At 43.3% G+C, this 20,402-nt stretch carries 19 protein-coding genes; 7 read left to right on the top strand and 12 right to left on the bottom strand.

The genetic code is table 11. The annotated features are described in order from the left end of the window. The first annotated feature begins 84 nt into the window (after positions 1-84). The gene (gabR, locus tag ID12_RS07035; protein ID WP_050826952.1) at positions 85-1,509 is read left to right on the top strand and encodes a MocR-like transcriptional regulator GabR; all 1,425 of its coding nucleotides are present in this window, start codon (positions 85-87) and stop codon (positions 1,507-1,509) included. Positions 1,510-1,575: 66 nt separating this feature from the next. Here the strand turns inward: gabR and ID12_RS07030 are convergent, their stop codons facing one another. Continuing rightward, positions 1,576-2,307 carry a LysR family transcriptional regulator gene (locus ID12_RS07030; protein ID WP_050826951.1) on the bottom strand — a complete coding sequence of 244 codons (732 nt, stop codon included), beginning with the start codon at positions 2,305-2,307 and terminating at the stop codon, positions 1,576-1,578. A 99-nt stretch (positions 2,308-2,406) separates the two neighbouring features. Here ID12_RS07030 and ID12_RS07025 point away from each other — a divergent pair, with 99 nt between their 5' ends. Further along, on the top strand, positions 2,407-2,958 hold the full coding sequence (locus tag ID12_RS07025; RefSeq protein ID WP_050826950.1) for a DUF4865 family protein: 552 nt from the start codon (positions 2,407-2,409) through the stop codon (positions 2,956-2,958). Between the two features lie 81 nt (positions 2,959-3,039). Here the strand turns inward: ID12_RS07025 and ID12_RS07020 are convergent, their stop codons facing one another. Continuing rightward, positions 3,040-3,351, bottom strand: coding sequence for an ArsR/SmtB family transcription factor (locus tag ID12_RS07020; RefSeq protein ID WP_007498144.1), 312 nt, complete (start codon positions 3,349-3,351; stop codon positions 3,040-3,042). A gap of 123 nt (positions 3,352-3,474) precedes the next feature. Here ID12_RS07020 and ID12_RS07015 point away from each other — a divergent pair, with 123 nt between their 5' ends. The 5 genes from ID12_RS07015 to ID12_RS06995 all read left to right on the top strand — a co-directional run bounded on the left by ID12_RS07015 (position 3,475) and on the right by ID12_RS06995 (position 8,853). After that, the gene (locus ID12_RS07015; protein WP_050826949.1) at positions 3,475-3,849 is read left to right on the top strand and encodes a hypothetical protein; all 375 of its coding nucleotides are present in this window, start codon (positions 3,475-3,477) and stop codon (positions 3,847-3,849) included. A gap of 138 nt (positions 3,850-3,987) precedes the next feature. Beyond that, positions 3,988-4,854, top strand: a complete 867-nt coding sequence (locus tag ID12_RS07010) for a TetR/AcrR family transcriptional regulator (RefSeq protein ID WP_224562798.1) — start codon at positions 3,988-3,990, stop codon at positions 4,852-4,854. Positions 4,855-4,870: 16 nt separating this feature from the next. After that, a complete protein-coding gene (locus ID12_RS07005) occupies positions 4,871-6,304 on the top strand; it encodes an MDR family MFS transporter (RefSeq protein WP_017366611.1) in 1,434 nt (477 codons plus the stop codon). Between the two features lie 174 nt (positions 6,305-6,478). Further along, complete coding sequence (locus ID12_RS07000; protein WP_050826948.1) at positions 6,479-7,855, top strand: aspartate kinase; 1,377 nt, start codon at positions 6,479-6,481, stop codon at positions 7,853-7,855. A gap of 152 nt (positions 7,856-8,007) precedes the next feature. Then, entirely contained in the window at positions 8,008-8,853 is an 846-nt protein-coding gene (locus ID12_RS06995; RefSeq protein WP_007498153.1) for a GAF domain-containing protein, read from the top strand. Between the two features lie 187 nt (positions 8,854-9,040). Here the strand turns inward: ID12_RS06995 and ID12_RS06990 are convergent, their stop codons facing one another. The 10 genes from ID12_RS06990 to ID12_RS06945 form a co-directional block, all read right to left on the bottom strand. Further along, on the bottom strand, positions 9,041-10,468 hold the full coding sequence (locus ID12_RS06990; protein ID WP_007498154.1) for a sensor histidine kinase: 1,428 nt from the start codon (positions 10,466-10,468) through the stop codon (positions 9,041-9,043). Continuing rightward, positions 10,458-11,153, bottom strand: coding sequence for a response regulator transcription factor (locus tag ID12_RS06985; protein ID WP_050826947.1), 696 nt, complete (start codon positions 11,151-11,153; stop codon positions 10,458-10,460). The genes ID12_RS06990 and ID12_RS06985 overlap by 11 nt, the downstream gene beginning before the upstream one ends. 408 nt (positions 11,154-11,561) lie before the next feature. Then, positions 11,562-12,896, bottom strand: coding sequence for an MmgE/PrpD family protein (locus tag ID12_RS06980; RefSeq protein ID WP_050826946.1), 1,335 nt, complete (start codon positions 12,894-12,896; stop codon positions 11,562-11,564). Continuing rightward, on the bottom strand, positions 12,887-14,044 hold the full coding sequence (locus ID12_RS06975) for an amidohydrolase (RefSeq protein ID WP_050826945.1): 1,158 nt from the start codon (positions 14,042-14,044) through the stop codon (positions 12,887-12,889). The genes ID12_RS06980 and ID12_RS06975 overlap by 10 nt, the downstream gene beginning before the upstream one ends. 33 nt (positions 14,045-14,077) lie before the next feature. Further along, on the bottom strand, positions 14,078-14,824 hold the full coding sequence (locus ID12_RS06970) for an amino acid ABC transporter ATP-binding protein (protein ID WP_050826944.1): 747 nt from the start codon (positions 14,822-14,824) through the stop codon (positions 14,078-14,080). Between the two features lie 12 nt (positions 14,825-14,836). Further along, positions 14,837-15,511 (bottom strand): amino acid ABC transporter permease, encoded by a 675-nt coding sequence (locus ID12_RS06965; RefSeq protein ID WP_007498163.1) that lies wholly within the window; start codon positions 15,509-15,511, stop codon positions 14,837-14,839. A gap of 24 nt (positions 15,512-15,535) precedes the next feature. After that, positions 15,536-16,330: an amino acid ABC transporter substrate-binding protein gene (locus tag ID12_RS06960; RefSeq protein WP_008347268.1), complete on the bottom strand. Its 795-nt coding sequence runs from the start codon at positions 16,328-16,330 to the stop codon at positions 15,536-15,538. Between the two features lie 22 nt (positions 16,331-16,352). Next, positions 16,353-16,856, bottom strand: a complete 504-nt coding sequence (locus ID12_RS06955; protein ID WP_007498165.1) for a GNAT family N-acetyltransferase — start codon at positions 16,854-16,856, stop codon at positions 16,353-16,355. 17 nt (positions 16,857-16,873) lie between these two features. Beyond that, complete coding sequence (locus ID12_RS06950) at positions 16,874-18,199, bottom strand: LLM class flavin-dependent oxidoreductase (protein WP_035390466.1); 1,326 nt, start codon at positions 18,197-18,199, stop codon at positions 16,874-16,876. A gap of 198 nt (positions 18,200-18,397) precedes the next feature. Next, a complete protein-coding gene (locus ID12_RS06945) occupies positions 18,398-20,182 on the bottom strand; it encodes a right-handed parallel beta-helix repeat-containing protein (RefSeq protein WP_035390468.1) in 1,785 nt (594 codons plus the stop codon). Positions 20,183-20,402 lie beyond the last annotated feature (220 nt).

Below are 20,402 nucleotides of genomic sequence, written 5' to 3'. Positions count from 1 at the left end.
TTTTATTATTCTGAATATTTTTTGGTATGATAGAAAGTACCAATATCATTTTTTTCATGGTACCAGAGAGGATGGAATGACGAGATGCTGACAATTCAACTAGATCAAACAGGGGAAAACGGATTTATTTATCATCAAATTTATACAAAAATTAAAGAGGAAATTTTAAACCGTAACCTGCAACCACACGATCAATTACCATCTAAACGAGAGTTAGCAGATACTTTAAACGTCAGCGTCAATTCAGTGAATGGCGCCTATCAGCAGCTGCTTGCCGAGGGATATTTATATTCAGTTGAACGGAAAGGCTTTTTTGTGGAATCACTGGAAACATTTCATGAATCAGGTCAACTGAAACCCTCTTCCCTTCCAGCAGATTTAAAGGAAAATCCGATTGAGCGAGATGACTGGTATTCCTTTTCACATATTTCTGTTGATACAGCCAATTTTCCTTTTAAAAGCTGGCTGAAAAGTGAGCAAAAAGCGATTCATCTCCACCAAGACGCCTTTGGTGAGCTGCCGCACCCACAAGGCGTCTATGAGCTGCGGGAAACGATTGCCCGGCTGATTGGACTTGCACGAGGGGTCAAATGCTACCCTGAACAGCTCATTTTAAGTGCAGGTACACAGTCGCTCATTCATTCGTTATCTAGCATCCTTCCAGCTGATCAAATATATGGATTAGAAAACCCTGGCTACCGCAGACTGTATCAAATGCTGAAAAACAATCATCACCGGATTGAAACGATTGGCATTGATCAAAAAGGGGTGCGGATGAGCGATATCCAGAAGAAAGAGCCAAATGTGTTGATCATTACGCCTTCTCATCAGTTCCCAACAGGGGTGATCATGCCGATTTCTAGGCGGATACAGCTATTAAACTGGGCAGCTGATCAGCCAGACCGCTATATCATTGAGGACGATTATGACAGTGAATTTAAGTACGGCACAGACAGCATACCGGCGCTACAAAGCCTTGATCGCTATGACAAAGTCATTTATATGGGGACCTTTTCGAAATCTTTGCTGCCCGGCTTGAGGATCAGCTACATGGTGCTGCCGCAGCATTTATTAAGACGCTATAAAGAAGAACAGCACTTTTTTATTCAAACGGCCAATCTTTTTACACAATACACCCTTCTTTATTTTATAAAAGATGGCGCCTATCAGCGGCATATTAAAAGAATGAATGGGCTATATGAGGAAAAACGAAAACAGCTCATTGGGGAGCTTGACACTGTCTTTCGTGACAACGTACGAATTATCGGGGAAAATGCAGGGCTGCATTTTATCGCAGAATTCCGCTCAGATCGGACGCAGCATGAGATTTTACAACGTGCCAAAGACCGAAAGCTGAAAATGTACGGGATGGACCGTTTTACCCTTGATGAGCATGTGCCTGGTCACAAAGAAGGCTTTGTCCCACTCGTCCTCGGTTTCTCTCATATGCGGCCAGAGGATATTAAGCCAGCGGTGAGACGCCTGTATGACTCGATTTATGGGAAATGAAACAGCTCATGTAGATGAATCGTGGCGCTCCTTTGACGGGACTAAACCGACAGAGGAGTGTTACGATCACATTCTTTCATAAACGTAATAGTTGATGTGAATATTTTTTTCTAGCAATTTCACGAGTGTTTGAAGGCTTTTCAAGTTGGTTGGCAGTAACGCAATACCATCTCCCTGTTCAACGATTTTGATCATTCCTTCAAACGAATCTAACTCAAATAGGGTTCGATCACCCAGCATACGTCTGGCCTCATGTCTTAATGGGCAAAGCTGATCACGATTCACGACCAATGAAACATCATCATCGTATATCTCTTTGGATTTTCCATATACGTTCAATGCCAAGCTCTTTACCTCTTTTAATTGATATTCCGCTTTTTCCATTTGATTAAAAGAAATAATTTGATCATACACATCCTCTGTTAACTTTTTGTTGATCGTACTTGATGAAGCAATGATAAAATCAGTGGCTTGAATATCCTCTAAAACATGCTGCTCATATAAAACGTTAAATAGAAGTTCAGAGCATAAAACGGTCTTTTTCTTTGAAGTCAATTTTTGTTGAATGTCCTTCGTTTCTTTTACGATTTTTTGAGCGTATTGATAAAATAAATCCCCCTGTCCTGTTGAACTGATTCCATGATGATGCCGGATAAAAAATGTTGCATCATATAAAGTTTCAAGCGCTTTGATTCTTTGAGAAATATTGGATTGCGCATACCCTAAAGCTTTAGCCGCTTGATTAATCGATTCTTTTTGATACACCTCTATAAAAATAATCAAATCATTTATATTCATCATGATCACCTATCACTTTTTGTGATAACAATAACACAAATATGTATTATTCAACTGGTTTGAAGTCGATTATGATGGCTATTGAAAGGGAGTGTTTCTATGCATGCCATGCAATATCATGTGGATCTGCCTGCGGATTATGATATGAATATCATTAGAAAAAGAGTACGAAACAATGGATGGAAAACAGATGGATATCAGGATTTATTATTTAAAGCTTATTTGATCACTGAAAAAGACAAACATAGGAGTTTACACAATGGCTATTGCCCATTGTATATTTGGAAACAATCTGAGGGCATGACGGATTTTGTGTTTAAGGGGTCATTTGATCATATTTTACGTTCTTTTGGCTGGAAACAAATCAATATTGGCATCACATATTCCGTTCATTTAACAGATGATTTTCATCGTAGCACATTCGTTCTTGAAGAGTATGTGACGATTCATCCTACTGATTGCCTTGAAAATCTAGATATCGCCCATCTCTTTTCCCATTTTAACAATAATAAGGGTGAAGTCATCGTATATAACCCCGATAAATGGAAATGCGTCAAATATTCTTTTCTGGACTCATTACCAGAGAATATAGAGCAGCAGATTCACATTTATGACATTGTCCATCTGTCTATGGATCATTCAATGGCCTAATTCCGTTTTACACGAGACGCATCACAAATCCCCAAGGTTACAATGCCTTGGGGATTTGTCATTTGTTGATGCAAGATTCTCTTACCACCGCTCCTTGTCTACAGCTAATACGGATGACAAGAGGCCTGGAAAAGCGGTATCAATGTCGTCCTTTCTGAGAGAGTAGTAACGGTGCTTCCCGTCAATTCTCACTTTCACGATGCCTGCTTCTCTTAGTACTTTAAAGTGATGCGACAGCGTGGATTTGGCAATGTTCATATGATACGTACCACATGTCCTCTCACCCGCTTCTGCTAAGCAGCGGACAATCTCCAGCCGAACAGGGTCAGCCAATGCTTGCAGCACAGAAATGAGTCTCATGTTTTCTTGGGTTGGATGATTTGGATTATTCATACGATAAATGTATCGTATTTTGTTCTAACATACAATCTCGTTACTCGCCTATGACATTGTAACGCGACAACCTATGGAAACGACTATGACTCATAGACACTATTTTGAAGGGAAGAACCTTATTTGACACGTACAATATGGACTTGCTTATTCATGCTCTTATTGGCAACGAGCTTATGCGCCTGCCAATCTGTTCAGCAATTTGAGTCAAAACCACCTAGTGCAGAAGAGTTATTAACTCTCGATCCACAGGCAGATTTATTTCAATGGGAAGAAACGATCTATGAAACAAACATAGATTGGACAAAATCATTAAATGTAACAAAACACCAGCAAGTAGGTGTCATTCAGAAAAGAGCTGCCACACATTTTGAACATGGAACAGCTTCTCGGTTGAAAAAAGGCACCGCTATCTACTCTGTCAAGGAGCGGGAAGATCTTTTAATCGTCGAACGTAACGGACAGATCCACATATATGCCGCACATGCGGAAGGATAAATACCTGTCATTGGGGCAGGTATTTTTTTAAGTTCATTTTCTTGTCATGTGCCATTGGTTTTGTTATCATAGCAAAAGTGACCACTCGGTTTCCATTGTGACCATATGGTTTTGCCGATTCGGAAAGGACTTATGAAGATGAACGAAAAGCAAGAAGAGATTTTGCGGGTGTCGAAGAAATTATTTTCTCAAAAAGGCTATATGAGTGTCTCCATGCAGTCAATTGCTGATGCCTGTAAAATATCAAAAGCGTCTATTTATAAACTGTTTGATTCAAAGGAAGCTCTTCTATTGGAACTGATTAAATACAATCAGCGCAAAATGAGAGAGATTTCTCAGATCATTCATTCCGAAACGACGCTGTCCAAAAAGGAAAAATTCACAAAAAAGATTAAGCTTGAGCTTGAAGAGTTTAAAGAGAATCATAAATTTTTGAATATGCTGTCCTTTGAAGCTTTTTCACAGCATTCGCCCATCGTCATTAAGCATTTACGTGAGACACGCTCCATTATCATGCAGCGGCACAGAGACATGATTTTAAGCACATATGGTGAATCTGTTGCGCCTTATGTGTGGGATCTTGTGATTGTCCTCAACGGATTAATGAGAGAATTCATCTTGATGTTGGCGATTGAGCACAAGAACATCCAATTAGAAAATGCCGCCGAAATGATCATCGGTGTAATGGACCGTGTATCAATAAAGCCTTGCTCCATTAAGCCTGTGCTAACAGATCAGCTGATGGACTCTTATTTGCTTTCCACACAGGAAGAATATGATGAAGAAAAGCTTGTCATCTCGTACTTAACAAAGATGAAACAAGAGCTTCACACACTCTCAAATGGAGAAGAAAAGGACGATCTCCTCTCTGCGTTTGAACTGCTGAGTCAAGAACTGTCAAAGGACCAACCGAGAACCTTTTTAATTAGCTCATTGCTTGATTATTTAGGCAAACACAGCGTTTTATCTCAAAACGTGTCACAGCTGAAAAGCATTATTTTATAGATAAAGAAGGGATAATATGAACCAATCAACAACATCGTATAACCGGTCTGTGATTGTTGGGATTTTCCTCGTTGGGGCGTTCGTTGCGATCTTAAACCAAACGCTTCTCATTCCAGCGATCCCGCATATCATGGAAGAGTTCAATATTGATGTCAGTAAAGGCCAATGGCTGACCACAGCCTTTATGCTGACAAACGGGATTCTCATCCCAATTACGGCCTTTTTAATTGAGAAATTTTCAAGCCGTTCCTTAGTCTTAACGGCTCTTAGCATTTTTACAGCAGGTACCATTCTTGCTTCGTTCGCCACGAATTTCCCGGTGCTTCTTGCAGCACGTATCGTGCAGGCAGCCGGTGCAGGGATTTTGATGCCGCTCATGCAAACGATCTTTTTAACCATTTTCCCAAAAGAAAAACGCGGGCAAGCCATGGGTATGGTCGGACTAGTGATTTCATTCGCACCGGCGCTTGGACCAACACTTGGCGGCTGGATTGTCGATTCCTTTAGCTGGAAGTTCTTATTCTATATTGTTCTTCCAATCGGTATTATTGATCTCATTCTTGCTTTCTTCTTAATGAAAAATGTCACACAGCAAAGAGACACTCGTATCGATGTCTTATCGGTGATCCTGTCTTCCTTCGGATTTGGTGGACTGCTGTACGGATTTTCAAGTGTCGGAACGTATGGTTGGACGAGTGCGACCGTTCTGATTTCACTCATTGTCGGCGCTGTGAGCTTGTTCTTCTTTATCCTGCGTCAGTCGAATTTGAAAAGACCGATGCTTGAGTTTGGCGTCTTTAAGTTTGCGATCTTTAGCTTAACGACCTTCCTCGGTATGCTCGTCTTTGCTTTACTGATTGGAACAGAGACGATTCTGCCGCTCTATACGCAGAATGTCAGAGGGTTATCTGCCCTTGATACAGGGCTGATCTTATTGCCAGGGGCTCTCTTTATGGGATTCCTATCACCGATTATCGGACGAATTTTTGACAAAGTAGGCGGTAAAGGGCTGGCTCTAGGCGGGTTTACGATATTAGCTGTCACTTCCCTGCCATTTATGATGCTGAACCTTGATTCATCGATTGCCCTCATTACAGTGGCCTACACACTTCGCTTAATCGGGGTTGGGATGATCATGATGCCGCTGACAACAGCCGGTATTAACTCGTTACCACCGCATTTGATTCCGCACGGGACAGCAATGAATAATACGATGAGACAAATGGGCGGCTCTATCGGGACGGCTGTGCTTGTCTCCATTATGAGCAGCTCTGCTGCCAATGCAGCATTATCCGATCCAATGAAGTCAGCCGTTCATGGCATGAATACGTCATTTATCGTGTCTGGTGCTATTGCGGTCATTGGACTCGTCCTCTCCTTCTTCTTAAAAGAAAAACGTGAAAACAAAGTGATGAAGCAGGAGCTATCTTCTTCGTCCTCTTCTTCATAAAGACAAAGAGCTCGGCATATCGCCGGCTCTTTTTTCATATATTCACACACAACGTCCTCCCTAAAAACACATTTGTTCATATAGAGAAGAAAAACCTTGATAATTTGAAGAAAAGAGTTGATAATAGAAACTATTCAATTTGTGAGAAAATTTTTACTATAGGAGATGTATGCATTGAAGGTCGTTAAATTTGGTGGCAGTTCTCTTGCTTCTGGCAAGCAGCTGCAAAAGGTATTTGACATTGTCACAGCAGATCCAGCTCGAAAAGCAGTCGTTGTTTCCGCACCAGGAAAACGGCATTCAACGGATACGAAGGTCACCGATCTATTAATTAGTTGCGGTGAACAATATTTACGTTTAGGTGAAGCACACGATTTACAAGAAGCTGTCATCGAGCGATATGCCTCGATTGCGGATGAGCTGGGGTTAGGTGATGACATTATTGACATCATCCGGCAAGATGTAAACACGTTATTACAGGCTGATTCTTCTCATCCTGAGCGTTATCTTGATGCGATTAAAGCAAGCGGTGAAGATAATAATGCAAAGCTGATTGCAGCCTACTTTCAGCATCAAGGCGTCGAAGCGCACTATGTGAATCCAAAAGAAGCCGGTCTATTTGTCAGCGACGAGCCTGGTCAAGCGCAAGTCCTCCCAGAATCGTATGATCATTTGTACAAATTAAGAGAACGCTCTGGCATCATTGTGTTCCCTGGGTTTTTCGGTTTTAGTCTAGCGGGTGATATCGTCACTTTTTCCCGCAGTGGATCAGACATTACCGGTTCCATTTTGGCAAATGGACTGAAGGCAGATGTGTATGAAAACTTTACGGATGTGGATGCAGTCTATGCCGTCAATCCAACGATCGTTCATGAGCCAAAGGAAATCACAGAGCTGACGTATCGTGAAATGCGTGAATTGTCCTATGCGGGTTTTTCTGTATTTCATGATGAAGCACTTATTCCAGCCTTTCGGGCAGGTATTCCTGTTCAGATTAAGAACACCAATAATCCAGCGGCCAAAGGCACGAAAATTGTGAATCAACGGGATCATACGAATGGCCCTGTTGTGGGAATCGCATCAGACAATGGATTTTGCAGTATTTATATCAGTAAGTATTTGATGAACCGAGAAGTGGGCTTTGGACGTAAGGTGCTGCAAACGTTAGAGGAATATGGACTTACGTATGAACACGTCCCTTCTGGCATTGATGATATGACCATTATTTTAAGGCAGGATCAGCTGGAGGAGCAGCAGATTGAACAAGAGCTTTTAGACCGATTAAAGCTTGTACTTGATGCAGATGAAGTGGTTTTAGAGCGGAACCTCTCGCTTATTATGGTCGTAGGAGAAGCGATGCGTCATAATGTTGGTACAACAGCAAGAGCGGCAAAAGCGCTGTCAAAAGCCAAAGTGAATATTGAAATGATCAATCAAGGCTCTTCAGAGGTGAGCATGATGTTTGGCGTCAAAGCGGCTCAAGAAAAAGAAGCCGTTCAAGCCTTATATGAGGAATTTTTCTCTATGTCCACGGTGCCTGTCTCCATTTAATCAGCAGACTGTCAGATCTCCGGATCGGCAGTCTTTTTGATCTCGCACGATTTGCGCATTAAAGTATATCTATTTCTCGTTTGATTTTGTATGATAGAGACAAATCAACTATTGTTCCGGCCATTGATCGGAGCTACAAGGAGTCCTAATCCATGCCTCGTCAACAACTATTAAAACAGTTTCGCAATTTTCATGATGCTTCTACAAGTATTTTAAACATGATGAGTCAATTCATTCATGTGAATACACTGTTTATTGCTAAAAATGATCAAAACACCAATCAAATTGTGAAGGTGCTAAATCACGACGAGCAGCTTCTTGAAGAAGGGGAAGAAAATCCTTACGAGAAGACATTTTGCAAGCTGGCGGTCGATCATCGCGATACGCTGTTGATCCCTGATATCCGCTTGGACGAGCGTTCAAAAAACTTAGACGTCACGAAACAGCTGCAAGGCGGATCATTTATTGGGGTTCCCATCGATTTTACTGATGGTACGAACTATGGAACCATTTGTGGACTTGATCTAAGGCCGCAGCAATTTACAGAAGAGCATGTTCATATGTTTGAAACGATGGCATCTTTGTTGAGTTACGTCTTAGAACTCGACCAGGCCAATCGGCAGATTCAGCAATTATCTGTACCGATCGTACCTGTTGTTGACGGTGTCGCCGTGCTCCCTCTTCTTGGTGATATCGAAGAGACACGTGCGCAGCATATTTTAGAAACCATTTTGCAGGAAAGCTACAGGCTGTCGCTCTCTCATTTGGTCATTGATGTTTCAGGGACAAAACGACTCAATGAACAAAGCATTCAATACTTGGTCAGCTATGCGCAAACGTTAAGACTTTTAGGCATTTCAGCTGTTTTAACAGGAATAAAGCAAGACCTTGCGCTAAATGCGATTCAATCGAATATTTCATTTAAAGACATCACCATTCGTAAGGATTTACCGCAGGCACTTGCTCATATCGGCCTAACGTTCTCCAAAACAGAATAAGTGATGATACACCAAAAAGGGCTAAACTGAGTTTAGCCCTTTCTCTTCTTTTCAGCGTGATAGAAAACCTTTGCAGCCCTAGGAAAGACGAGTACCGGCGCGGAGCGAATTTCACATTCGTGAGCACCGGCACGCAGGACTGACACCGAATGCGAGGGTTTTTCTACACGCTGAGGCTAAACGGAGTTTAGCCCTTTTCTTGTGGTAGCGGTAAACGAATGATAAATGTTGTTCCTTTATGTTTTTCGCTTTTTAAATCAATCTGTCCGTCATGCAAGTCCACAAGCTGCTTGACAATCGACAATCCAAGTCCGTATTCTCCATATGGTGTATTCGTTCTCGAAATATCCGCTTTATAAAAACGTTCCCAAATGTGTTTGACTTCTTCAGGTGCAATGCCGATTCCCGTGTCTTCTACTTCAATGATCGTTTCCCCATTCTCTTCTTTCCCTCTCAAAGAAATACGGCCGCCTTCTGTAAATTGAATGGCGTTCTTTGTGATGTTGACGAGAATTTGAATGAGCCGGTCATAATCTGCGTATACCTTTTGTTCAGGGTGAACCTCTACCATGAGCTGATTGTTTTTCTCTTCAGCCATTCGGCTCAGCTGCTCCTTAATCACTTCAAACGTATCAATGAGTGGATAGTGAAATTTTTGAAGAGTGATTTGATTCGACCTGATTTTCTCATAATCCATATTTTCATTGACGAGACGCAACATTCGTTTTGTTTCATCAGTGATGAGCGCATAGCATTTCTCTTTCTCTTCTGCCGGCACATCCGCAGTATTCAGCCATTCGACCAACCCTCGAATGGTCGTCAGCGGTGTTTTCAATTCGTGAGACACATCTGCGATGAATTGTCGCCTACGCTTTTCGAGCCGGTCAATTTCCTCTCTTGACCGTTGAAGACGATTGGCCATCATATTAAAATCCTCACCTAGTGTACCAATTTCATCAAGGTGTTTGTTTTCAAGATGAATGTTGTAGTCACCATGCGCAATTTTCTCAGTTGCCTCTCTCAGTTTTTTGATACGATTCACATGGAACTTCGACAGAAACAGACTGAGAATAAAGGTAATCGTCAATGCCACAAACACGATGATATATAAATACCGGTTCATTTGAGCAATCAGCTCTTCTGCTCCTTGAATAGGAGCTATGAGCACCACCCCGCCCTTCAGCTTTCCGTCTTCCATGACAGGAAGTGCCACAAGTGATGCTTCTTGATCAAGCCGGCGTGAATCACTTCGCTTGACAATAATTTCTTCTCCTTTTGCGAGCTTGGCCCACAAATCTTTTGTGAGTAACGCTTCATGCGGCGGCATCTCTTGCTGCTGAGATAGCACAGTCCCTTTTTCATCAAAGACGAAAAAACGGATTTGTCTCGTAGAGAGAATGTCTTCAAATGGACGCAAACGGAAGTTCATCTCGGCTTTCGACAATTGTTTAAAATTCTCCAAAATTTCATTCCCATACGAACTCATTTCGTCTACCCTATTTTGATAAGCAATATCTTTCACAAAATGAGACATCAAGGTGCTGATAATAATGATGGCAATGAGCAATAACCCAAGGTGACTAATCAGCAACTGGTAAAAATATTTAATCTTCATCGAACTTATACCCTACGCCCCATACCGTATACAGAAAGGGCTTAGGCCCGTCTCCGATTTTTTGGCGCAATCGTTTAATATGAACATCAACCGTTCGTTCATCACCATAAAATTGGTATCCCCAAATTTGCTCAAGCAATTGTTCTCGTGAAAATACTTGCCGAGGATGCTGTATAAAAAAGCACAGCAAATCGTATTCCTTTGGTGTTAAATTTTCGATCGGTTTCCCCTCTAGAAACACTTCTCTCGTTTTTTTATCTAACTGAAAATGTTCGGTCTCTAGCCGTTCACCCTCTTTCGCTCCTTCTTGAGTAGATGTTGTTTGAGCAAAACGTCGTTTCACTGCTTTGATTCTTGCCATTAAGGTGAGCGGACTAAAGGGTTTTGTCACATAATCATCTGCCCCAAGATCGAATCCCAGCACCTGATCAGATTCCGTTTCCTTTGCTGTCAGCATAATAATCGGAACATCACTGATCTGGCGTACTTTTTGACAAATGGTCAGACCATCCATTGAAGGAAGCATGACATCTAAGATGAGCAGATCCCAATCCTCCTCTTGCTTAAATCGATTCAATCCTTCTAATCCATCATGGACGAATTCCGCTTGAAATCCTTCTCGTTGAAAAAACATATCCGTCATTGTACAAACACTCTGGTTATCTTCAATCATTAATATTTTCATCATCAGCCTCCGCTGTTGCCTTTGTTTTTCTTTATGTAGCTTTATTTTACATGTTCCTTCTCAAATCTCAATTGGATTGATACGATTTCATGAACTTATCATGCTTTGGTCATCTTTTATTCATACTTTTTGATGGAGCTGGGTGTCGAGGTGAACCTCATTGATTTTTGTTATGAAAAAAAGCCCATCTTATTGATGAGCCCAAATTGTTGACAAAGGGCTAAAATGAACTTGATTTTAGCCCTTTGTCTTCTTTTCAGCGTGATAGAAAACCTTTGCAGCCTAGGAAGGACGAGTACCGGCGCGGAGCGAATTTGACATTCGTGAGCACCAGCACGCAGGACTGCGGGCGAATGCGAGGGTTTGTCTACACGCTGAGCTCATCTGATTGATGAGCCCTTTTCCTTGTCATGCCAGCAGTTGCAAGTAAGCAGCGTCATTCCCCTCTTCAACCGCCTGTAAAAGCTGCTTTGCCTGTGATGTGCTGGTGACGCTGCTTAACTTTTGTATGATGTCTTCTGTCGATAACGCACAGCCTGGTGCTCCCCGAGGGATATCGACCCGTTTGCTGATGGTGGACCCGTCAGATAAGTTGAGCTTTACAATCGTAAATCGCCCTTTTGGCACTGCGTCTGGATGGGGTTTTATCGTTTGATCATATACTCTATTTACCCGCTTCATCCATGTCCGCAGCTCTGGTGAAATGGCTTTTTTCGTAAAAGCATCCAGTGATAAAGGTTGTCCAAACACCGCTAGTGCGATGACATACTCGACACTAAATCGTCCCTCTTCTCCCGTCAAAGGTGCCCGCTCCGTGAGTGCGGCATCACCGCCAGGCGGAAACATGACGTCGACCTGTTCGATCTTCTCCTGTAAGGAATTGTATTCTTGTACTAATGACTCGATCGCATCGGCTGCATGATGCGCCGCTGAACAGAACGGATACACTTTAAACCATAGACCTGGCGACACGATACGCCATGCAGTGCCATATTCCTCTAGCAGACGTCTTTCCGCCAGTTTCTGATCCCCATAGAGAGAAAAGAAGCCCAGCTCCCCATCTAGAAGCGATTCACTCCCGCCAAAACCTGAGCAAGCTAAATCCATGGACCATACGGCGGTTTGAGCGGCGAGTCCAGCTTGTAATGGTTTCATATCAGTCCCAAACTGCTTTCGCATTCCAGCTGATTGCGCACCAGCAAAGCCGATCGCTTTCGCCAGCTCTTTCTGTGAAACTTGTTTCAAATAACCAATCGCACAGACCGCTGCAATGGCTCCGAGCGTTCCGGTATTATGCCAGCCCCGCTCATAATGCGACTTACCGATGGATTCACCTAGCCTTGCCATCACTTCGACGCCAGTAATGTAGGCTGCTAAAAATCGATCACCATATGCCTCACCGTCTGTCAGCTGGGAAAGCAAGGCCGGAATGATCACCGCACTTGGATGTCCTCTCACATCTGAATGCACATCATCATAATCAAGGGCGTGAATCAAGTAGCCATTTAGCATGGCTGCTGCTTGGCGGCTGACCTTCTTCCCTTGTCCAATGACGGGAATTTGAGCCGCGCCGCCTTCTTGTTCCACCAGCGCCATGAGCTTCTGAATCCCTTCATCCTCTTTTGCAGCAAGCGCTGCTGCCGCAGCGTCTAATAGACCGTTTCGAGCCATTTGAATGGCCTGTTGATCTTGCAACGGATCAGCAGAGAGCACTTCCTCTGCGAGCTGTTTCGTTAGTTCCATGTTCTTGACTCCAACGCCCGAACCGCAAGCTCGGAGAAGAAAGCAGCGGCAACAGGGAGTGCCTCTTCATTTAACGTAAAGGCAGGGTGATGCCATTCCTCGGTACCGCTTGTCCCCATCCAGACAAAAAAGCCTGGAATGCGTTCTTGGTAAAGGGCAAAGTCTTCTCCGCCTGGTGACTGCTCTGCCTCTACTACTGCGAGATCAAGTGCTCCTGCCGTTTCTTCCACAACCTTTGTCAAACGCTCGTCATTCATCACAGAAGGCAAATACGGATGCCATTTCACATCTGCCTTTGCGCCAAACCCTTCTGCGATACCGCTCACGATTTGTTTCATGAGATCTGGAATCATCGCTCTCACTTCAGATTCAAACGTCCGAACGGTCCCTTCCATCTCGACGCGATCAGGTATCACATTCCATGATGTGCCACCTTGAATACGTGTGATGCTGACAACCGCATGATGCAAAGAACTAATGCGGCGGCTGACAATTTGCTGTAGGGCGCTTGTGATCTGACCGCTGATGGCAATCGGATCAATTGTGTGATTTGGAATTCCAGCATGACCACCCGTTCCTTGAATGTCAATTTCAAAGCGATCGACGCTCGCCATTAATGCTTTTTCTCTTATCCCGATGGTGCCAACTGGCAGGTTAGGTTTATTGTGCATACCAAATATCGCATCCACTCCATTTAAGACGCCTGCCTCTATGACGTGTTTCGCTCCTTGCGCCACTTCCTCAGCCGGCTGGAACAAAATGCGGACTGTTCCCTTGAGCTCATGTTTCCGTTCGTTTAATAGGACGGCCGCACCAAAAATCGAAGCGGTATGGAAATCATGGCCGCATGCGTGCATTTTCCCTTGTATCTTTGAAGAAAATGGTTCGCCAGATGCTTCTTCAATCGGAAGTGCGTCAATATCGGCTCTCAGAGCAATCGTTGGTCCCTCTTGTTCTCCTTTGATTTCACAAACGACTCCTGTTTGAAGATCTGGGAAATTGAGTACTGTGATCCCTTCCTCTTGTAACCAGCCTCGTAGTTTTTTGGTCGTTTCATATTCTTCAAATGCCAGCTCTGGATGCTCATGAAGCGCTCGGCGTATGTTAATTAAACGTTTGTTTAAAGCTTGATTTCCTAATGATTTCACTGATACTCACCCCTCTAAAGAGTAAAAAGCAGCTTATGCTTCTTCAGCCGCTGCTTCTTTTTGGATAAATCGTTTTGTTCGTTCATTCTTCGTTTCGTCAAATAGTTCAGTTGGCGTTCCCTGCTCAATGATATGACCATCTGCCATAAAAATCACATGATCTGCTACTTCTCTTGCAAACGCCATTTCATGTGTCACGATGATCATCGTCGTTTCTTGAATGGCAATGGATTTAATGACTTGAAGCACACCTGAGACAAGTTCTGGATCGAGTGCTGATGTTGGTTCATCCAGCAGAATCGCATGTGGATCGACCGCTAACGCACGGGCAATGCCAATCCGCTGCTGCTGACCGCCGGATAGTGTGACCGGGTAGCTGTCCGCTTTTTGTTCTAGCCCTACTTGTTTCAATAGCTTCATACCGATTTCATTTGCCTGCTGTTTGGTCATTTTTTTCGTCACAAGCAGTGACTCTGTAATGTTTTGCAAGGCTGTTTTGTTTTTGAATAAATTATAGTTTTGAAACACCATAGCCGTTTGCTGACGCAGGTGATGGGCTTCTTTACGTGTATATTTAGACGTATTCAGCTTCGCATCGCCAATTTCAATCGTACCTTCATCTGGCGTTTCTAATAGATTTAGACAGCGCAGCAATGTTGATTTACCGGAGCCAGAAGGTCCGATAATGGCCACAACCTGCCCTTTTTGCACGTCAAGATTAATTCCGTCTAAGACGACAAGGTCGCCGAATGATTTTTTCAAATTGGTGAGCTTGATCATGTCCACACCTCCTTAATTCCGGTAAGGTTTGCTGATTTTTCGTTCAAATAGGTCTTGCAGGAAACTATAAATGATGGTGAGCACCCAATACACAATGCCAACCGCTAAATACGTTTCAAAGTACTTATAGTTGGCCGATGCAATCATTTTCCCTTGCGCAAACATTTCTGCCACCCCAATGGTAAAGGCAAGCGATGTTTCTTTTAAAAGACCAATAAAGGTATTCCCCGTCGCTGGAATGGCATTTCTGACGGCCTGCGGGAAAATAATTCTGACGTAAGACTGCCATCTTGTCATGCCGACAGACAGGCACGCCTCAAGCTGCCCTTCATCCACTGAATTAAGAGCCGCTCTAAAAATTTCTGCTAAGTACGCTGAGTTTTTAATACTTAAACCGATAATGACCGCTGTTAAGGCATCCATTGAGGTCATCGCAGGGAATAGCTGCGGAAGACCAAAATAAATGAGAAAGAGCTGAACCAAAGTTGGAACCGCTCTGAAAAAAGAAATATACAGCTTGGCAAATTGGTATAAGACAGGTATCCGGTTTTTCGTTATAAGCGCGAATACCACACCAATGATAATGGCAAATACCATGGAGACAATCGCCATGAAGATCGTTATCGGCAAGTATTGAATCAAGGTTGGAAAAACCGTCACCATATACTGCCAATCAATGTGATTCATGTCTGCTTTTCACCGCCGCTGTTGTTATTTTTTAATCGGCACTGTGACATCGTCTTTGAAATATTTCTCAGACAATTTCTTCAGTGTTCCGTCTTCTCTTAATTCTTTGATCGCTTTATTGAATTCTTCTCTTAGCTTGTCGTGCTTTTCATCTTTGGCAAATGGGTAGCCGACTTCTTCATATACGATTGGGTTGCCGACGATTTTGAGTGGAAGTCCTGTTTTTTCAATTTGAGCTAACAAGACACTGCGTCCGTTGACGTAAGCATCTACACGGCCATTTGCAACTTCATTTAAGACACCGTCTTGTGTTTCATATGTTTTGATGTTGATTTTCTTGTCTGGGTCTTTGCTCTCTAGGTTTTTGGCATGGTTTGAGCCAAGAACAGCCGCCACCGTTTTTCCTTTTAAGTCGTCAAGTCCTTTAATGTCCTTGTTGTCCTTCTTGACAATGATTTGTGTTCCTGCGTATGCATACGTATCTGTAAAGTTGAACGTTTGTTTACGCTCATCTGTAATCGCAACTTGGTTTGATACGGTATCCAGCTTACCAGATGTCAGCTGGCCCATCAGTCCGCTGAATTCACTCAGCTGCCAGTCTAGTTTGTAGCCTAGCTTTTTCGCAATGGCTTCTGTGACCTCGACATCAAATCCTACTAGTTTGCCGTTTTCTTTATAAGCAAATGGATAGCTTTGGCCTGTAGCGCCCACTTTAAGCACTTTCTCATCTTTGCCTTCACTCTGATTACCCCCGCCGCATGCCGCTAACACCGCAAGCATTGCCGCAAATAAAACAACTAGCCACTTTTTGTTTTTCATGTTCGTACACCCTTCTTTCCTCTTATGGTTGTGTAATATCTGATCGTAATTGTTTTTTAAAATAAATGGTGATATGGCCTTTGCCTAGATCCTTTTCACCTGCTCTGACATAGCCTTTACGCTCATACATGTCCATGAGCCACGGATGCTTATCAGCTGTACCGAGAGAGACATACGGTACCTTTAGTGTGTCCCTTAGCACTTCCGTTTCAACCCACTCAAGCAAGGCTGAGCCTGTGCCTTTTTTTGCCGCTGGTTCTGAAGCAAACCACCATATATGCGGAACGCCGAATGGTCCTGGCTGTTCTCCCCAAGGCATACGGAGTGATAAGGTGGAGAGAAGCTCTCCGTTTTCTTCCATTACATAGCAAAGGTTCTTTTGTACATTTTTCTGAACGAGGGCGATATCTGCATGTGCTGCTTGGAACTGGATGCCGAGCTCACGAATCGGCTCATAGGCTCTTGTTGTCAGTTCAAGCAACGCTTCTATATCATCCTCAGTTGCCAGACGAAACGTATATCCCAACGTTAGTCACCTCACCTTTATGTCGTGTAGCGATTTTTTGGCTGTTTTAATCCGAGATTTTCTCGTAAAGTTTGTCCTGTGTATTCTGTTTTGAACAGGCCTCTTTCCTGAAGGATCGGAACGACGCGGTCTACGAAGGCATCAAGTCCTTCTGGCAATAATGGCGGCATCACGTTAAAACCGTCGGCTGCTTCCTCAACGAGCCATGTCTCCATCACATCTGCTAGCTGCTCTGGTGTTCCAATAAAGATATGGTGCCCACGGGACCCTGCGACAGATTGGTAGAGCTGGCGAATGGTCAGGTTGTCCTTTCTCGCCATATTCATCACAAGGTCAAAGCGGCTTTTCACGGCATTTGACGCGCTTGGATCAATCTCTGGAAGCGGTCCATCTAGTGGATACTTCGAAAGATCAATACCCCCTAAGTAGTTTTGTAAAATGCTAAGGCCGATCTCTGGAACAATCAGCTCTTGTAATTCTTCATACTTCGCTTTTGCCTCTTCTACTGTATCGGCAATGATTGGGAATATGCCCGGCATGATGCTGACATCTTCTCTCGCTCGTCCAGTAGCCTCTACTTTCCCCTTCAAGCTTTGGTAAAATTCCTTCGCTTTGTCGAGATCGTTTTGTGCCGTGAAAATGAGCTCAGCCGTTTTAGCCGCAAGCTTTTGACCATCTTCAGAAGACCCTGCTTGAATGATCACCGGCTGTCCTTGAGGGGTGCGTGATACGTTAAGCGGACCCCGTACGGAGAAGAATTCACCTTTGTGCTGCAGCTCATGCAGCTTACTAGACTCAAAGAATTCTCCTGTTTCTTGGTTTCTGATAAGTGCGTCCTCTTCCCAAGAATCCCACAGACCTTTGACGACATCGACGAATTCTTCAGCTCGTTCGTATCGTTTGTGATGCGCTAAATGCTCTTCTCCGCTAAAATTTTTCGCTGTTTCTTCAATAGAAGATGTGACCACATTCCATGCTGCTCGTCCGCCTGATAAATGATCGAGTGAGGCAAACTGTCTCGCAATATGGAATGGCTCACTGTATGTAGTTGATGCTGTTGCTGCTAAACCAATTGTTGAGGTAGACTCTGCAATCGAAGAAAGCAGGGTGAGCGGTTCAAATCTCGTTAATACATTTGGATGAGATGTATGATTAATTGATAAGCTGTCGGCTAAAAAGAGCAAATCCAGCTTCCCTTCCTCGGCCTTTTTCGCTAATTGTTTAAAGTAATCAAGATTCATGGCTGCGTCTGGTACTGCTTTCGGATGTCTCCAAGAGGCGACATGATGTCCAGTTCCTGCGATGAATACGCCTAGCTTGAGCTTCCGTTTCGGCTGTGACACTTGTTCTTCATCCTTTCTATATCATCCTTGTATCAAGTTATTATTTTACAAGATACATTTTTCTGATTGAATTAATCGGTTTTATCCATAAAAAAAGGGCAAATGTTGTGAAAAATGAAAAATAATTATTACTATATGCCCTTTTTACATGATTGTCAACCGCCTTCTGAACCTCCAAAAAAAGGGATTTACAGGCGTTTACGGTGGATCAATTTCAATATTTCCGATGAGCCGGTCGGTGGAGTGTGTCATCAATTGACTGCGCTCCAGTACGTTATGGGCAATCACCGAATGAGTGGAAGATACGGTGCGGACGGCAATCGCTTTTTGAGGAGAGAGATTAATGATGTTATTCCGTAGCACACGTGCTGAGACAACCTCATCAAGAAAAACGGCTGTCGGCTGTCCGATTGAACGATTTAAATAAAAGCGGTTATCACCAATTTGGGGTGAGCCATTTTTAATATACATCACCACATATAAGGACGTTTCTTCAAAGGAATTGTCTTTAATCTCTAAAGGAGCGGTCGTATTGCTATAGACGGCATAGTTTTGATAGTGCTTAAAACGATTCTGCCATATGAAAGCCTTTGCATTTCCTGTCACGCTGATCGTATACGAAGATGCGAGCTGTGAATGTCCTTCTTGAATAAAGTGATTGCCGTTGATCCCCGCTTCTCCCTCCTGCACCCATATCCCTCGGCTGAATTCCTTGAATTGATTATGCTGAATGAGAATATTCGTTCCTCTGACCATCGCCGCATCGATGACAGAGTAGACGGTATTGTTTGAAAAGACAATGCTGTCTGATTGATAAATACGCAGCGATGTACTTCTAAGCCGTGTGTTTGTCCCTGACTCAATATGATTTCCTTCTATTAAAATACGATTGGCCATATAGACAGACACAGCCGCATCTTCAAAAAGACTGATTTTATTACCTGTGATGTGCACGCTGTCTCCCCTCACATCAATCCCCTTTTCAAATCCTTCAATCATATTGCCAATAATGATCACATTGTTTTCCGATTGATCAAGCGGCACGCCTAAGCTCGTAATCCCTGCTTTTGTCACGCCCCCACCCACTGCACGAATCAAATTATTCGCAATGATCATTTCAGTGGCGAAGCCATAGGAGATACTGCTGTCCGTTTGATTACCTTCAATGATCACACCATAGCCATTGAAATTATAGATAGAGCTGGCTGCGCCGCCTCTGACTATGTTGTTTCGAATTTGAATATTCAGCGGTTCCTCCAAGTTGACCGCATTTTCTCCGTATCCTTCAATATCAATGCCCATTTTTGGCTCGACCCCATTTACCCCTGCCCTTTCAAGCAAACAGTCTTCCACAATGACACCATCACAGCCTGTAATAGACATATTGTTTCGCCTTGAGTCAGTGATGGTGCAGCCAGAAATATGAATAGACGAAGCAGGCGAGTACGATTCGATATGGGTCAATAAACCGTGCGGACTGACAATGATGCCGTCTCCCGTACAATTGTTGATTTGAACACGATCGATATTCACATGGGAAGCACCTTCAATACACACCCCGAAGCCCCATTCATGTGTTTTTCTTTCTGGCGGGAGTGCCTTGTACACATGCTCATCACGGTCACCTTCAATCCGCCCGCCCCGAATGGTCACATGCTCTACCTCTCCAATATAAAAGGCTGCATATCCCCACGAATCATTTGGTTTCACTTTGATAACGGCATCTGATGCCATCTCAATACAAATATGACTTGGCACTCGTATGCCGGCATTACGAAAAGGAAAAAATTGATCCCCCCTGTACACCGCATCTATTAGATACGTTCCACTCGGCAGCCAGACGTGGGAGTAGCCCTGTGCTTTTGTCCATTCCAGGCATTCGTTCAGTTTCGCTGTACAGTCCGTTTTCCCGTCAGCAATCACGCCAAAGTCTAATACATTGACAATGGGTTTCTTCAGATCAGATTCATTTACATCCCCCAATGAAAACCCCTCCTTTTTACACATGTCCTCTTGTCATCCTATGCATGTGGAAAAGGTTTGCTTGTACGATATTTCAAATTTTATATAAATTCTTCTGGAATAACTTTCCGATGATTTTCACTTGAGCGAATTTTTCATTTTTTTAAGTCTTTACGCCTATTGAACTAACATTTTCCTGTTTTAGAATAGTTTTATATTGACACAAGAACTATACAAGAAT

It is taken from the genome of Bacillus altitudinis, from assembly GCF_001191605.1.
Classification (GTDB): domain Bacteria; phylum Bacillota; class Bacilli; order Bacillales; family Bacillaceae; genus Bacillus; species Bacillus altitudinis.
This window is presented reverse-complemented; position numbering and strand designations above follow the sequence as displayed.

Excerpts from the sequence above, each read along its gene's own strand:
- gabR (WP_050826952.1), top strand. The coding sequence starts at position 85 with ATGCTGACAATTCAACTAGATCAAACAGGGGAAAACGGATTTATTTAT.
- ID12_RS07030 (WP_050826951.1), bottom strand. The coding sequence starts at position 2,307 with ATGAATATAAATGATTTGATTATTTTTATAGAGGTGTATCAAAAAGAA.
- ID12_RS07025 (WP_050826950.1), top strand. The coding sequence starts at position 2,407 with ATGCATGCCATGCAATATCATGTGGATCTGCCTGCGGATTATGATATG.
- ID12_RS07020 (WP_007498144.1), bottom strand. The coding sequence starts at position 3,351 with ATGAATAATCCAAATCATCCAACCCAAGAAAACATGAGACTCATTTCT.
- ID12_RS07010 (WP_224562798.1), top strand. The coding sequence starts at position 3,988 with ATGAACGAAAAGCAAGAAGAGATTTTGCGGGTGTCGAAGAAATTATTT.
- ID12_RS07005 (WP_017366611.1), top strand. The coding sequence starts at position 4,871 with ATGAACCAATCAACAACATCGTATAACCGGTCTGTGATTGTTGGGATT.
- ID12_RS06995 (WP_007498153.1), top strand. The coding sequence starts at position 8,008 with ATGCCTCGTCAACAACTATTAAAACAGTTTCGCAATTTTCATGATGCT.
- ID12_RS06990 (WP_007498154.1), bottom strand. The coding sequence starts at position 10,468 with ATGAAGATTAAATATTTTTACCAGTTGCTGATTAGTCACCTTGGGTTA.
- ID12_RS06985 (WP_050826947.1), bottom strand. The coding sequence starts at position 11,153 with ATGAAAATATTAATGATTGAAGATAACCAGAGTGTTTGTACAATGACG.
- ID12_RS06980 (WP_050826946.1), bottom strand. The coding sequence starts at position 12,896 with ATGGAACTAACGAAACAGCTCGCAGAGGAAGTGCTCTCTGCTGATCCG.
- ID12_RS06970 (WP_050826944.1), bottom strand. The coding sequence starts at position 14,824 with ATGATCAAGCTCACCAATTTGAAAAAATCATTCGGCGACCTTGTCGTC.
- ID12_RS06965 (WP_007498163.1), bottom strand. The coding sequence starts at position 15,511 with ATGAATCACATTGATTGGCAGTATATGGTGACGGTTTTTCCAACCTTG.
- ID12_RS06960 (WP_008347268.1), bottom strand. The coding sequence starts at position 16,330 with ATGAAAAACAAAAAGTGGCTAGTTGTTTTATTTGCGGCAATGCTTGCG.